13 protein-coding genes are annotated in these 13759 nt (G+C 49.7%); 7 read left to right on the top strand and 6 right to left on the bottom strand.

Annotation, left to right across the window (positions count from 1 at the left end):
* Positions 1–33: 33 nt before the first annotated feature.
* Positions 34–1197 carry an NnrS family protein gene (locus tag L0B52_RS03710; protein ID WP_235065199.1) on the top strand — a complete coding sequence of 388 codons (1164 nt, stop codon included), beginning with the start codon at positions 34–36 and terminating at the stop codon, positions 1195–1197.
* Here the strand turns inward: L0B52_RS03710 and L0B52_RS03705 are convergent.
* Entirely contained in the window at positions 1194–2057 is an 864-nt protein-coding gene (locus L0B52_RS03705; protein ID WP_235065198.1) for a DMT family transporter, read from the bottom strand. The two genes, L0B52_RS03710 and L0B52_RS03705, sit on opposite strands and share 4 nt — an antisense overlap.
* 195 nt (positions 2058–2252) lie before the next feature.
* Here L0B52_RS03705 and nhaC point away from each other — a divergent pair, with 195 nt between their 5' ends.
* Positions 2253–3743 carry a Na+/H+ antiporter NhaC gene (nhaC, locus tag L0B52_RS03700; protein ID WP_235065197.1) on the top strand — a complete coding sequence of 497 codons (1491 nt, stop codon included), beginning with the start codon at positions 2253–2255 and terminating at the stop codon, positions 3741–3743.
* 9 nt (positions 3744–3752) lie between these two features.
* Positions 3753–4181, top strand: a complete 429-nt coding sequence (locus L0B52_RS03695) for a universal stress protein (protein WP_235065196.1) — start codon at positions 3753–3755, stop codon at positions 4179–4181.
* A 155-nt stretch (positions 4182–4336) separates the two neighbouring features.
* Here the strand turns inward: L0B52_RS03695 and L0B52_RS03690 are convergent, their stop codons facing one another.
* The 4 genes from L0B52_RS03690 to L0B52_RS03675 all read right to left on the bottom strand — a co-directional run bounded on the left by L0B52_RS03690 (position 4337) and on the right by L0B52_RS03675 (position 8410).
* On the bottom strand, positions 4337–6256 hold the full coding sequence (locus L0B52_RS03690) for an ATP-binding cassette domain-containing protein (protein ID WP_235065195.1): 1920 nt from the start codon (positions 6254–6256) through the stop codon (positions 4337–4339).
* A 137-nt stretch (positions 6257–6393) separates the two neighbouring features.
* Positions 6394–6825, bottom strand: coding sequence for an RNA polymerase-binding protein DksA (dksA, locus tag L0B52_RS03685; RefSeq protein ID WP_235065194.1), 432 nt, complete (start codon positions 6823–6825; stop codon positions 6394–6396).
* Positions 6826–6875: 50 nt separating this feature from the next.
* Complete coding sequence (locus tag L0B52_RS03680; RefSeq protein ID WP_235065193.1) at positions 6876–7628, bottom strand: metal ABC transporter permease; 753 nt, start codon at positions 7626–7628, stop codon at positions 6876–6878.
* A gap of 74 nt (positions 7629–7702) precedes the next feature.
* Positions 7703–8410 (bottom strand): metal ABC transporter ATP-binding protein, encoded by a 708-nt coding sequence (locus tag L0B52_RS03675; protein ID WP_235065192.1) that lies wholly within the window; start codon positions 8408–8410, stop codon positions 7703–7705.
* A 56-nt stretch (positions 8411–8466) separates the two neighbouring features.
* Here L0B52_RS03675 and L0B52_RS03670 point away from each other — a divergent pair, with 56 nt between their 5' ends.
* Both L0B52_RS03670 and L0B52_RS03665 read left to right on the top strand, forming a co-directional pair.
* On the top strand, positions 8467–10641 hold the full coding sequence (locus tag L0B52_RS03670; protein ID WP_235065191.1) for a primosomal protein N': 2175 nt from the start codon (positions 8467–8469) through the stop codon (positions 10639–10641).
* A 57-nt stretch (positions 10642–10698) separates the two neighbouring features.
* A complete protein-coding gene (locus L0B52_RS03665) occupies positions 10699–11076 on the top strand; it encodes a hypothetical protein (protein ID WP_235065190.1) in 378 nt (125 codons plus the stop codon).
* On the opposite strand, the gene L0B52_RS03660 is transcribed toward L0B52_RS03665, so the two are convergent.
* Positions 11073–12077: a lipoate--protein ligase gene (locus L0B52_RS03660; protein WP_235065189.1), complete on the bottom strand. Its 1005-nt coding sequence runs from the start codon at positions 12075–12077 to the stop codon at positions 11073–11075. The genes L0B52_RS03665 and L0B52_RS03660 overlap by 4 nt on opposite strands.
* Positions 12078–12245: 168 nt before the next feature.
* Here L0B52_RS03660 and rsfS point away from each other — a divergent pair, with 168 nt between their 5' ends.
* Positions 12246–12584, top strand: coding sequence for a ribosome silencing factor (gene rsfS / locus L0B52_RS03655; protein ID WP_235065188.1), 339 nt, complete (start codon positions 12246–12248; stop codon positions 12582–12584).
* Positions 12585–12698: 114 nt separating this feature from the next.
* Positions 12699–13739, top strand: coding sequence for a TAXI family TRAP transporter solute-binding subunit (locus tag L0B52_RS03650; protein ID WP_235065187.1), 1041 nt, complete (start codon positions 12699–12701; stop codon positions 13737–13739).
* The last annotated feature ends 20 nt before the right edge of the window (positions 13740–13759 follow it).

Below are 13759 nucleotides of genomic sequence, written 5' to 3'. Positions count from 1 at the left end.
CTAAGCTAGATACAAATTTTTTGAGTGAGTGTCATGAGATCCGCTATTTTTAATTTAGGCTTCCGCCTATTTTTTGCCAGTGCCGCCGTTTTTGCCGTCTTCACCATGGTGCGCTGGTTGTTTCTGTATAGTTTGCATATCGGCAGCAGCACGATGGCGGCGATGAACCCATTTTATTGGCATGGTCATGAGATGGTATTTGGCTATAGTTTTGCGGTGGTTGCTGGATTCTTGTTGACCGCAACTGGTGTGTGGACACAACAGAAGATGCCACATGGTTATACGCTGTTCTTTATTTGGTTGCCTTGGCTGCTCGCTAGGGTACTCTTTTTCTTCGGCGCGTTATTACCGCTCGCAATGGTTCTTGATACCATTTTTGCCCTAGCCTTACTGTACTTTTTTGCGAAACCGGTGTTTGCGGTTAAGCAATGGCGGCAGATGGGTATTTTCTCCAAGTTGGTATTGATGGTTATTGCTAACTTGCTGTTTATGGCGGGTTCTTTTGGCCCTCTGGCTAGAGGGCAGCATTGGGGCTTATATTTAGCTTTGTTTATAATCATCGCACTGGTACTGACGATCGGCCGACGGGTGATGCCGTTTTTTATCAAAAGCGCGACAGGCTTTGCGGTGCGTCATTATCCCTGGACAGACCGCACCAGTTTGCTTGGCTTTTTTGGCTTTGTGGTGCTTGATATTTTTACGCCTTGGCATAGTGCTGCAGCTTTATTTGCGCTGGTGGCGGCGATTGCGATGGGTTGGCGGTTAATCGGCTGGCATACGCCGAGTCTCTGGAAAAAGCCACTGCTGTGGAGTATGTATTTATCGATGTGGTGCATTGTCATCGGCTTCTTAATGCTCGCTGTTCGCCTGTGGTTGCCTGTCCCGATTTCTTTATCGATTGCCATGCATATGCTCGCCCTTGGCGGGATCGGTATTATGACGTTTTCGATGATTGGTCGAGTGAGCCTGGGGCACACAGGGCGCAATATCCATGCACCACCGAAGCGATTATTGATTGGCTTTTATTTGCTCTTTGCTGCGTTGATTTTTCGTGTGATTATGCCAATTATCCTGCCTGAGCACTATGTGGTGTGGATGATCCACGCACAAGTCGCGTGGACCGTTGCCTTTGTGTTACTGGTGAGCGCGTACTGGCTAATTTGGATCAGCGCGCGCCCTGATGGCAAGTTTGGTTAAAAGATTCGCTGGCCATAAAAGAGCACAATAATCGCGGCCATGGCGAGGGTAATCCCTAGCGCATTGATCGCGCGGATTTTCTCGCCAAAGGCTGCAGCGCCAATGAGCGTTCCTAAGGAAATAACGCCCAAATTCATTCCCGCGAAGACCAGCGATGGGTTATCACTCATCGCTTGGTGGGCACGGATATAGAATAAGATATTGGCGAAATTGAGTACGCCAAGCAGCAGTCCGGCGAGCACGTCACGCATTGACCAACGACTGCCTTTAGCGAGCAAATAAGCAAACATCACCACGCCTGCGAGGATAAAGCTGACCAGTAAAATGCTGGAAAAAGCCGCACCGCTCTTGGCGATATGTTTGAACAAGATATCGATTACCCCATAACCTGCCCACACGCCCAAAAGCAGCAGGGCGGTTTGGGCAATACCTTGTTGGCGTTTTGTGTTCCCTTTACCGCCATAAATAAGCGCACATAGCGCGATAAACGCCAAAATAATCCCGCTCAATTTAATCGGGCTTAACGACTCGCCAAAGAGGGTGAAGGCGGCTAAGATCGGTAAAAATAACGACAGGCGTTGTGCGGCATCGGATTTAACAATTCCCACTTCAGCGACGGCTTTGCCCATGATAATAAACACAGTTGGCAGCAATAGACCGAGGGCAGCAAAGATTGGCCATTGTGAGATTAATGCATCGGTTGCGCTGAGATCAGGTTTTAAGACAAACCAGCATAGCGCCGTGGCGATCAGATAATTAACCGCGATCGCATGGCTGATAGCGAAGTTTTGCCGACGGGCGATTTTTAACAACACCGACACACTGACGCTCGCAGCAATACTTAGCAATAGGTAGATCATTGGTGATCCTTAAAAAAGCGGGCAATATGACGTATTTCTCGCACTACAGCAATCAGAGTTTGCCTACGCACAAAAAATCGTCTCATGAGCGCCTATTATGCAAAGAAATTTTCTGATAGCGTAATATTAAAATTATGTTAATCTTAATCAGCTAAGGGTTGAGCCCTTTAATAACACGAGAATAAAAGGTGAGATATGGAGAAAACAGCTTCTGAGAAAAAGCGTCCATCGATAGGGCTATCGTTGGTGCCGATTGTGTTTTTGATTGTGATGATGACGATTAACGTCATTGTTTTTAGCGATGATGCGACCTACGGCCCGAACCAATTCGCGCTGATTTTTGCCGCAGTACTCGCCGGGGTGCTCGGTGTATGGCGTTTGGGTGTGCGTTATAAAGACATTGAGAACTCAGCGATTGAATCGATTGGTATGTCGATGCAGGCGATGCTGATTTTATTGGTGGTTGGCGCTTTGATTGCCAGTTGGATTATGTCCGGGGTGGTGCCGCTACTGATTTTATATGGGCTGAAAGTGATTAGCCCGAGTATCTTTTTGTTTACCGCCTGTGTGTTGAGTGCGGTGGTTTCTTTGTGTACTGGAAGTAGTTGGTCAACCGCCGGCACAGTAGGGGTAGCGTTGATTGCGATTGCAGACACACTCAATATCCCATTGGGCATGGCGGCAGGCGCGGTGGTTTCCGGTGCCTATTTTGGCGATAAAATGTCACCCTTATCGGAAACAACCAACCTGGCACCAGCGATGGTTGGCACTGATTTATTTACTCACATTCGCCATATGGTTTATACCTCTGGGCCAGCGATGATTATCGCTTTACTACTATTTTTGCTGATCGGTTTCTTCTACCAGGGAGACACGCTGGATGCGGGACAGATTGATGATGTTATCGCGATTATCGGCGAACACTTCAATACGTCACCGTTGTTGCTGATTGTGCCGATCGCTACGATTGCTTTGGTGGCACGCCGCTTTCCGGCATTACCATCGCTGATTTTTGGCGTGTTGCTTGGGGTGCTGTTCACTTTGATTTTCCAGCAAGACTTATTACAAGAATTGGCAGGTCCTAAAGGCATCGGTGGGATGTACGCTTTAGTGATTAGTACGCTCGCTAATGGCTTTAGTATCGAAACCGGTAATCAGGTGATCGATGATCTGTTTAGTCGCGGCGGCATGTTTGGCATGATGAATACCATTTGGCTGATTTTCTGTGCGATGGTTTTTGGTGGTTCACTAGAAGCTACCGGCATGCTGCAACGTTTGGCGGACGCTATTTTATCGATGGTACGTGGCACAGGCTCGTTGATTGGTGCGACGGTCGCCACGTGTTTATTCACCAATATTACCGCTTCTGATCAATATATCGCGATCGTTATTCCGGCGAGAATGTTCAAAACCGCCTATGCTAAAGCCAAACTGCTGCCAAAAAACCTCTCCCGTGCGGTAGAAGACTCAGGCACAGTGACTTCCGTGTTGGTGCCGTGGAATACCTGTGGGGCGTTTTTCTCAGGCGTGCTAGGGGTGCAAACCATGGCGTATGCGCCGTTTGCGTTTTTTAACCTGTTAAGCCCGATTATCTCGGTGTTCCTAGGCGCGATGAATTGGACGATTGAACGGGTTAAGGAAGAAAATGGCTATCATATAAAAACTGCTGAATCGACGACTGTCTAAGGAGCATCTATGAATATCTTATTACCGATTGATTTGATTGATGCAGCACGTGAAGAACGTGCCGTTGTAGAGGCGCTTAAGCAAGCTAAGGCGTTTGCTGGTGAGATCCATATTATTAGCGTGATTCCTGAATTTAACAGCCATTTATTCCGCAATTTTTATGATGAGAGTGTGGGTAAAGAGGCGCTGCAGCTAACTAAAGCCAAAATGACCGCATTTTGCGAGAGCCATTTGCCCGAAGATGCGCCTTATACCACGCATATTGCCCAGGGTAATATCTACAAAGAAATCCTCAATAAAGCTGAGGAAATTGGTGCCGACTTGATTGTTATGTCAGCGAGTCGACCGGAGCTTGCTGATTATCTGCTAGGCCCGAATACCGCAAAAGTGGTGCGTCATGCGCGGCAATCTGTGTTGGTGGTTCGCGCTGAAGGTTAGGTGAGTTATACACTTGGGATGTGCGCAGTATTTGGGATAAGCTGTGGACAAAGGTGCTAACTTTGGCTGTGTACATCATTTTTTTCCGCTGCTTTTTTTTAAGCAACAGGCGTTATTAATCCATAGTGCGGTGTTTAACAAACCTCACTATGGATTTAATCGGCGTGATCTTCCCAGCGTGCAGACGCTGCTTCGATCTCTTCCATAACCTCCAGCCACGTAGCCTCTAAATCGCTATGTTCACGGGTTGCTGCGGTTTGTGCAGCAAGCACCTCGTTAAGCTGGGCTTTATTTTCAGCCTCGTAGAGTGCGCTATCAGCCAGCTGCTGTTCTAAGGCAGTTAGCTTTTGCTGCACGCTTGCGAGCTTGTCCTCGGTGCGCTTTAGTTGTTGGTTAAGCGGTTGTAGGGCGCGCCGTTTCTCTGCCTCGTGGCGTTTTTGCGCTTGGCGGGCCGCTGCTGTATGGCTGCCACTCGATGTTTCTGACTGGTGAGTCTCAGTTTTTTGCTCGTTAAGTAGCGCATCGCGATAATCGTCTAAGCTGCCGTCAAAGGGATCTAATCGTCGATCACGCACCCAGTAAAATGTGTCACAGGTCGAGCGCAGCATCGCGCGATCGTGCGAGATAATGAGCATCGCACCTTGAAAGCTTTGCAGGCCATAAGTGAGCGCGTCACGCATGGCGATATCCAAATGGTTGGTTGGCTCATCAAGGAGTAATAGGTTGGGTTGGTGTGCGATCACCAGCGCTAGCGCTAAACGTGCTTTTTCGCCGCCAGAGAAGCGCTTAATTGGTGCATGAACATCATCACCTTGAAAGCCATAGCCACCCAAAAAGTTGCGCAGCGCTTGTTCGCTGCTCTCTGGCCATAACCGTTGTAAATGACTCAGTGGATTGCCATCGGGGTCGAGCGCATCAAGCGAGTGTTGGGTGAAATAACCAATCTGGGTAAAGCGGTGTGCCGCGCGTGCGCCTTGTTTTGGTGCTAACGTGCCGGCAAGGAGCTTCATCAGCGTGGATTTACCCGCGCCATTACGTCCCAACAGGCCAATCCGTGCGTCGTGCTCAATCGATAGGTTGATGTGTTCGATAATCAGCGTGTCATCATCGTAACCGACGCTGGCGTTCTCGAGCTGCAATAAAGGGTTGGGTTGACGTTCGGGTGCGGGGAAGACAATATCATAAGACGATGGGGTGGGCGGTGGTGGTGCAGCGCTTAATTTTTCCAAAGCCTTGAGCCGGCTTTGCGCCTGCTTGGCTTTGGTGGCTTTAGCGCGAAAACGGTCAACAAACGATTGCAGGTGGGCGCGTTTGGCGCTTTCAGCGCGATACAGCGCCTCAGCTTGAGTGCGGCGCTCGTGGTGTTGGCGTTCAAATTCGCTGTAATTGCCACGGTAATGGTACAAACTGCCATGCTCAATGAATAAGATTTGCTGGCATAAGCTGTCTAAGAAATCGCGATCGTGGGCGATGATGATTTGCGTGGCGTGATGGGTTTTTAGAAAATCCTGTAGCCAGATAATTGCATCGAGATCAAGGTGGTTGGTTGGCTCATCAAGCAATAACAGTTCTGCCGGGGCAATCAGCGCCTGGGCAAGGTTTAAGCGCATGCGCCAGCCGCCAGAAAAGCTTTTTACTGCGTGATGGTGGGTATCGGGATGAAATCCGAGACCGCTTAATAACGTTGCCGCACGAGCCGGTTGCGCGTAGGCATCAATGGTGCTGAGCATTTCATGGGCGTGCGCAATCGCCATACCTTCACCGCTCGCCTCAGCTTGGCTCAACGCCTTTTGGGCAGCAATATAGCTGTGATGGCCGCTTAACACATAATCGAGCGCCGACTGATCAAGGGCAGGGGTTTCCTGGCGCACGCTGGCAATCTGCCAACCTTGGGGCAGTGACAAATCGCCTTCGTCTTGTTCTAGCTCACCCCGCAGTAAGGCCAATAAGCTCGATTTGCCACTGCCATTTTGCCCGACCAGGCCCACGCGTTGCCCATCATGAATGCGCGCATTTGCGCCGCTAAGTAGCCTGTCGCTGCCACGGCTTAGCCGTATATTATTGAGTTCAATCATCCGCGCATCATACCGTTAATACGTTTAAAAATCGCTGTGAGCATAAAAAAGACCAGCAAGCGCTGGCCTTTGTTTTATTGAAGTGAGTCAATGGCTTCGAATTTGCCATTTACTTGGTTTAACCACGATATGCTCAATCAGCGCGCATCGTGGAAGCTTTTTTCTTTGCGCTCGGCAATCTCTTTACAATCAATGCACAGCTCAGCAGTAGGGCGCGCTTCAAGGCGACGAATGCCGATTTCTTCACCGCATTTTTCGCACCAACCAAACTCATCGCGCACCAAGCGGTCTAAGGCTTTGTCGATTTTGTGCAGTAATTTTCGTTCACGATCACGGGTGCGTAGTTCGAGCGAGAATTCTTCTTCTAAGCTGGCGCGGTCATTAAGATCAGCAGTTTGGGTGCGTTCATCTTTGAGGTGCGCACGGGTGCGTTCGCTTTCTTCATAGATGTTGGCTTTCCAAGTTTCCAGGATTCCGGTGAAATGCTCGCGTTGCGCGTCATTCATGTACTCTTCTTGTTCCTCGAGTACGTATTCCTGGGCATTTTTTTTCTGTTTCATTGCTGACATGTCCGCCTCCAGTGCGAAAAAATGGCGCAATAGTATCCGAATAAATCGGGTTAGTCAAAAGCATTATTCGTTTTATTGGATTTTTTTATATTGGCGAGTCCTTTCATTAAACGCGCAAGAAAATATAAACACCCAGCGCTAACCACGATCGCTGGCGCTACCGGTAGATCGAATTGCCAGGCGGCTGCGATACCAAACGTTGTGGCTGCGCCAGCAATCAGTGTGGCAAACAGGGCGCTCTGCTCTGGGGTGCGCGCAAAGCGGTTGGCGGTATTCGCCGGAATAATTAACATCGCGATCACCAGCAATAAGCCAAAATACTGTACCATGACACCGACAAAACCGCCTAGGATGAGTAAAAAAACCAATTCTATCCAATCGCTGCGCGGTAGCTCGCAGGCACCAAGATCCGGGTTAAGGGTGAGCAAAAGCAGAGATTGCCAGAGCAGACGTAAGACGATGATGGTGATTGCGCCGCTTAATAGAATCAGCCACAAGTCGCTGCTCGTGGTGGCTAAAATATCGCCAAACAGATAGCCCATAAGATCGGTGCGGATATTTTCCATCGCAGCAATCAAAACTAAGCCTAGCGCGAGGGCAAAATGCGAGAGCACACCAAGAATGTTGTTGCCATCCTCACGACCACGGCGTTTTAAGATAAATAGCAGCAATACCAAAACCAGTGTGATGCTCCATATGCCGAGTGAGAGCGGCAGATCAAAATACAACGCTAACGCGATGCCGAGCAAAGAACTATGCGCGAGCGCTTCACCAAAATAAATCAGCCGCCGCCAACTGACCATGCATCCTAATGGCGCGCAGACACACGCGGCGCTCAATGCACATAACCAGGGAATTAAAACAAAGTGAATAAACATTAGAGGTGGGTATGGTTGTGTTGGTGGGTGTAAATGCCGATGTCATCGGGGTGCTGCTGCTTGAGTAAATGACGAAACTCAGGGTGTTCGTGAATATCTTCGGGTTTGCCCGCACAGCACATATGGCCGTTAAGGCACAACACTCGATCGCTACCAGCCATCACGAGATGCAAGTCGTGTGAGACCATCACAATACCGGCGTGGCTTTCTTGCTGCCAAGCGCGAATCAGATGGTAAAATTCACCGAGGCTTGCCGGATCGATACCAGAGGCGGGTTCGTCAAGCACCAATAAATCGGGCTGACGCAAGATGGCGCGTGCGAGTAATACCCGCTGGGTTTCCCCACCAGAAAGGCTTTGTAACGGAGCGTCGCGTAATTGATCGATGTTGAGTCGCTTAAGCCAAGGATTATCGATGTTATCGCTAACGTCTTTGAGAAAACGTTCAGTGGACATCGGCAGGTCAGCAGGAACGCTCCATTGCTGGGGAACCAAGCCGATACGCAGTTTTTTATGGCGGGTAATATGGCCGTGGGTCGGGTGCAGTAGCCCTAGGATCAGGCGCAATAAGGTGCTTTTGCCGCCACCGTTGGGCCCCACAATGGTGAGAATTTCATCACTGAGAATCTCAAGGTTGATGTTGTGTACAATAGCGCGATCGTGCGGTTGAAAGGCAATATCGCGTAAGCTAATCAGCGCTGCAGACATAAGGGTGAGGCTTTGGAAAAATTCTATTGTAACGATTTTTACGGGGAACAAAAAGGATGAGCGTGCAGCGTATTGAGGTGGCGCTGAATCGTCCGTTGCACGGCAGCTTTTCCTATTTGAGCGATCAGCCACTAGCAGTCGGTGTGCGCGTACGTGTCCCGTTTGCGCGACAAAAATTAGTTGGGGTGGTGCTGGCTTGCCAGGATGAGGCGCAAGCGCCGGCTGTTGACTATGCGTTGAAATCGGTTGATAGCGTGCTCGACGATGCCCCGGTGATTGGTCCCGAATTAATGGCCTTGCTGACTTATGCTGCGCGTTATTACCAGCACCCACTCGGTGAAGTCATTCATGCAGCATTGCCGAAATTATTACGTGATGGTGCGGATAACGCACGCGAGTTGTCGGTTTCTTATACGTTGACTGAAGAAGGTCAGTTGGCGCTCGAGCAACGCTTGGGCGCGAAACAACAAGCGGTGTTGCAGGCGTTAGAGCAAGGTTCGCAAACTATGGAAGCATTGCAGCAAAGCCATAGCGTGAGCGCGGCGTGGCTACGCGATCTAGCCGAGCGAGGGTGGTTAAGCGCGCAAACCTATTGGCAGGTGCCAGAAAAGCTAGCATCAGCAGACGCACCAGAGTTGAGTGCCGCACAGCAGCATGTGTTAGAGGCTATTTCACAGACAGAAAACTTTGCCGTGCATTTGCTTGATGGCGTCACCGGATCGGGGAAAACGGAAATCTATATCCGCTTACTTGCCGAGCGTTTGGCAGATGGCGGCCAAGCTTTGGTGTTGGTGCCAGAGATTGGTTTGGTGCAAGCGATGAGCGAGGCGCTGCGTCGTCGTCTGCCTTTTGCGGTGGTCACCCATCATTCTGGGCTTAGCGATAAAGCGCGGCTGGATAGCTGGCAGGCAGTGGCTGCTGGTGAAGCGCAGATTGTCGTTGGAACGCGTTCTGCGTTGTTTAGTCCGTTTAGAGATTTGCGCGTGTTGATTGTTGATGAAGAACACGATCAGGCGTATAAACAGCAAGATGGTTTTCGCTACCACGCACGCGATATGGCGATTGTTCGTGGGCAGAAAAATCAGGCGTTGGTGCTGCTTGGTTCGGCAACGCCATCGTTAGAAAGTTATCACCAGGTCTGGCAGGGTAAGTGGCGCTATCATCAGCTCAGTGAGCGTATTCGTGCACAGGCACCGGCCGAGATTGTCTTACTCGATGGGCAAAGCGAAGCGTCTGTGGGTGGTTTGCATCCGCGTTTACTCACCCGCATTCGCCGTACGCTGCAAGACGGCAAACAAGTGATGTTATTTCTCAATCGGCGCGGGTATGCACCGCTGCTGTATTGTGGAGAGTGCGGCTGGAAAAGCGATTGCAGTGCCTGTGATGCCACAATGACCGCGCACACACGCAGTCACCGCCTGCAATGTCATCATTGTGGCAGACAGGCGCCATTGCCGCTGCAATGTCCTAATTGCGGTACTTCAGATCTGGTGTTGCTGGGTATGGGGACGCAGCGCTTGGAGCAAACCATCACCCAGCAAATTCCGCAGGCACGCGTGTTGCGTATGGACAGCGATGCGTTTACCACCGCCAAGCAGTTCAATGAAGCGGTGGGGCAAATTCACCGTGGTGAAGTGGATATTGTGTTGGGGACACAGTGGTTGTCAAAAGGACATCATTTCGCGAACTTGCATTTGGTCGCGGTGGTGGATGTCGATCAAGGGCTGTTTAGTCCGGATTTTCGTGGTGAAGAACGTTTGGCTCAGCTGCTAGTGCAAGTTGGCGGGCGAGCTGGGCGTGAGGATCAAGGGGAGGTCTGGTTGCAAACCAGCCAACCGCAGCATCCATTATTTACGGTGCTGCATCAACCTTATCAAAAAACCGCCAAACGCCTTTATGAACAACGTCAAGTTATGGGCTTACCGCCGACTCAAGCACAGGCGCTATTGCTCGCCACGCATCGCGATGCAGCGCGCGCCATGCAAGCGCTACAATGGACGCGCCAAGGCGCGGCGCAAGCAATCGATGATGATCGATTGCTCTGGCTGGGGCCGGCGCCGGCTGTGATGGCGCGTAAAGACGGTCGTCACCGTGCGCAATTGCTCATCCAGGCTGCTGATAAAGCGATGCTCCAGCGCTATTTGCCCACCATCAGTGCGTGGTTAACTGCTCAAGGTGAGGCGCTGCACGTGCGGGTGCAAATCGATGTGGATCCGCAAGGGATGGAATAGTTGCGTTGATTGAGCGCAAACGATATTATTGATTTGTCTCATGATATAAGGATGTGCATGATGAAACAAGAACAATCGCAGCTGGATATCGAAGCGTGTCTTACTGACGAAGAATTGTCGCATTTGCGCGATCTTTACCTCAAGTTTAAAAAGCAAATAAACATTACGACCATCTTAGCTGTTGTGATGATGGGTTCTTTTCCGCTCATGCGGCAATTTATGTTTGAGCAAGGGGAGTTGGTGCTTTTTCTTGGTTTTATGCTCGCAGGGTGTACGCTTTATTTTGTGTATATGAACTTTGTTAGCCAGCGTGCGCTCAAAGAGGCTTTACGCGAGAGCGCCGCCAAATATCAGCTCGATAAAAAAGTGTTTGGGCAGGCTTTTGAGCGCACCATGCGGCGTGAAGTTGGCGGACCTAAAGTCGGTAAGCTTTAAGCGATTAGGCGTGCGAGTTCGGCTGCTTCGATGTTACCAAGATAATGCTGAAGATCGAGCGTATTTAGGGTGGCTTCGATCGCTTCTGCTTGATAAGCATGGCCAATAAGTGCGTCTTCTAATTCACTTAAATTACCTAAACCGAAGAAATCGCCATAAATTTTCAGCGCGGTGACTTTGCCTTTTTCAACATCTAAGCGCACATCAACCAGTCCGGCTGGGAATTTGTGGCGGCGTTGTAGGGCAAATTTGGGTGAATGACCGTAGTTCCAATCCCAATTCGCAAAGCGCTCGGCGCGGATGCGTTCAACCTCCGCCCAATCCTGGTCGGTTAAATGGTACTCACGGACATCTTCGCGATGCTCGACATCAAAAATCTCCAGCAACAGGCGATCACGGAACGCTTCGGTGCTTAAGTCTTGCCACTGCTCGTCCATATGCGGCAGGATATTGGTCACCCGACTGCGGATTGATTTAATCCCTTTGGATTCGATTTTTTCTTTGGCCGGTTTGAGTGCTTGTGTAACGACGTCGAGATCGCTGTTATAGAGGATTGTGCCGTGCGCGGTCATGCGGCCGCGCTGCATATACATCGCGTTACCGGAAAATTTACGCTCTCCGATGACCAGATCGTTGCGGCCACGTAGTTCAGCGTCTTTAACCCCCATATTATGCAGCGCTTTAATCACCGGTTTGGTGAAGGTGTTGAAATCGCGAAAGGTGTTGTCGTCGTCTTTGATAAAGCAGAACGAGAGGTTGCCGCGATCATGATACACCGCGCCACCGCCAGACATCCGTCGCACGACATTAATTCCATGCTCTGCTACATAATCACGATTGATCTCTTCGATGGTGTTTTGGTTGCGACCGATGATAATCGAGGGATCATTGATGTAAAACAATAAAATAGGCTCGTCGACCAGGCGGTTTTCCACCAAATACGTTTCTAAGGCAATGTTGGTGGAGGCGTCGTAGTGATTTTGATTGTCGACGAAATACATACTGATCATCCTCTAATATTTTTGAAAGACGAATGATAATCTATTTTTATTGATCGGTCATTGTAGGTTTGTTCATCAGGGTGGGTGATTAACAAACAAAAATGGGGCGATTTTTGACCTTTTTCACTATATAATTGGCAACGAAATATTGAATAAATTGGAGCGTTAATGACCCCGGAACAACTGAAATTGTTGGTAGAAGAAAGCCTGGCAGAAATGAAAGGCGTTGATGTGCAGGCTATTGAGCTTGCGGGTAAAACCGATATTGCTGATTTTATGGTCATTGTCAGCGGGACTTCTGACCGCCATTTGCACGCTATGGCCAATAAGGTGGTTGAAGATAGCAAAGCCAGTGGTGTGCCGCCAGTGGGTGTTGAAGGCGAAGACAGTCGCGATTGGGTGCTGGTCGATTTAGGCGATGTGATTGTGCATTTGATGCGCCCGGAAACGCGCCAACTCTACGCACTCGATAAACTCTGGTCGTTGCCGCCAACCCGTGAGCATTGATTGAATTTCTTGTGCGCTGTGACGCGAGGAATGAGCGACTAAGCACTGCTATTTTCTTTTGATTGTGATAATATTTACCTAACTTATGAATTTCATGATGGCAGGAGTCAGGCGATGAAGAAAATTAAGCGGTATAGCGCTTTTTTGTTAATGAGTTTAATCGCACTCACTGCTTGGGCACAGGATGAAACGCCCACCACACCCCCACAAAATTCTCTTGAAAACCTCGAGTTGTTTAGCGTTGGCAGTGGCTATAACAATGGGGTGTATTTTTTATTGGCGACCGTGTTGGGTGGGGTGATTTCTGATCCCTATGGCGATCTTTCTTGTGAACATGGTGGGAATTGTGGCGTGGAAGGGTTGCTGCTGGTGAATGTTTCTACCCCTGGATCAGTGGCCAATATTGAGCAATTAAGCACTAAAACGCTAGATTCTGCGTTTGTGCAATCCAATATCGCCTATTGGGCGTATACCGCCAGTGGCTTGTATGAAAACAAAAAACCTTTTGAAGAATTGCGTGCGCTGGCAAGCCTTTATCCGGAAATGCTCCATTTGGTGGTGCGTGCTGACAGCGATATCGAGAGTATCACCGATTTGGTGGGTAAACGGGTTGCGGTTGGCGCGAAGAACACCGGTACATTTTTAAACGTTTCTGATGTACTCAAGGCTCATGGCGTTGACGTGTCTGAATTACAGGCCAACCATGATGATGCTCCACAAGCCGTAGAACAGTTTCTCGCCGGCGATTTGGATGCGATATTTTTTGTTGCGGGCGCGCCGATGCCGCAAGTGCAATACTTAGCGGAAGAAACCGATATTCGTTTGATCCCGACTTCTTCAGCGATGATTGATTCATTGCTTACTCGTAATCAATATTACACCGCGACCACTATCCCGGCAGGAACGTATCCAGGGGTCGATGAGGCTGTGCCTAGCGTTGCGGTTCGTGCGCTGTGGCTGGCTCGCGCTGATGTGGTTGATGATGAGATGGCGTACCAGTTGACTAAAGCCTTATGGCGTAAAGAACACGCGCATTGGTTGGAACAAGTGCTGCCGAATTCTGCGCTCAGTGTGAAGCAATCGCTTGATGGGATAGGTATTCCGCTGCATCCAGGGGCAAAACGTTATTACAATGAAATTGGTAAACGATTTTAAGCAGAGGAGTGTTTGAGTAA

The sequence above is a fragment of the Suttonella sp. R2A3 genome (assembly GCF_021513215.1).
In the GTDB taxonomy this organism is placed as follows: domain Bacteria; phylum Pseudomonadota; class Gammaproteobacteria; order Cardiobacteriales; family Cardiobacteriaceae; genus JAHUUI01.
Note: the sequence above shows the minus strand (reverse complement) of the source record. Positions and strands in the feature narration are given on the sequence as shown.

Bases quoted from the DNA above. Each gene is read 5' to 3' on its own strand.
- L0B52_RS03710 (WP_235065199.1), top strand. From the start codon at position 34: ATGAGATCCGCTATTTTTAATTTAGGCTTCCGCCTATTTTTTGCCAGT.
- L0B52_RS03705 (WP_235065198.1), bottom strand. From the start codon at position 2,057: ATGATCTACCTATTGCTAAGTATTGCTGCGAGCGTCAGTGTGTCGGTG.
- nhaC (WP_235065197.1), top strand. From the start codon at position 2,253: ATGGAGAAAACAGCTTCTGAGAAAAAGCGTCCATCGATAGGGCTATCG.
- L0B52_RS03695 (WP_235065196.1), top strand. From the start codon at position 3,753: ATGAATATCTTATTACCGATTGATTTGATTGATGCAGCACGTGAAGAA.
- L0B52_RS03690 (WP_235065195.1), bottom strand. From the start codon at position 6,256: ATGATTGAACTCAATAATATACGGCTAAGCCGTGGCAGCGACAGGCTA.
- dksA (WP_235065194.1), bottom strand. From the start codon at position 6,825: ATGTCAGCAATGAAACAGAAAAAAAATGCCCAGGAATACGTACTCGAG.
- L0B52_RS03680 (WP_235065193.1), bottom strand. From the start codon at position 7,628: ATGGTCAGTTGGCGGCGGCTGATTTATTTTGGTGAAGCGCTCGCGCAT.
- L0B52_RS03675 (WP_235065192.1), bottom strand. From the start codon at position 8,410: ATGTCTGCAGCGCTGATTAGCTTACGCGATATTGCCTTTCAACCGCAC.
- L0B52_RS03670 (WP_235065191.1), top strand. From the start codon at position 8,467: ATGAGCGTGCAGCGTATTGAGGTGGCGCTGAATCGTCCGTTGCACGGC.
- L0B52_RS03665 (WP_235065190.1), top strand. From the start codon at position 10,699: ATGATGAAACAAGAACAATCGCAGCTGGATATCGAAGCGTGTCTTACT.
- L0B52_RS03660 (WP_235065189.1), bottom strand. From the start codon at position 12,077: ATGTATTTCGTCGACAATCAAAATCACTACGACGCCTCCACCAACATT.
- rsfS (WP_235065188.1), top strand. From the start codon at position 12,246: ATGACCCCGGAACAACTGAAATTGTTGGTAGAAGAAAGCCTGGCAGAA.
- L0B52_RS03650 (WP_235065187.1), top strand. From the start codon at position 12,699: ATGAAGAAAATTAAGCGGTATAGCGCTTTTTTGTTAATGAGTTTAATC.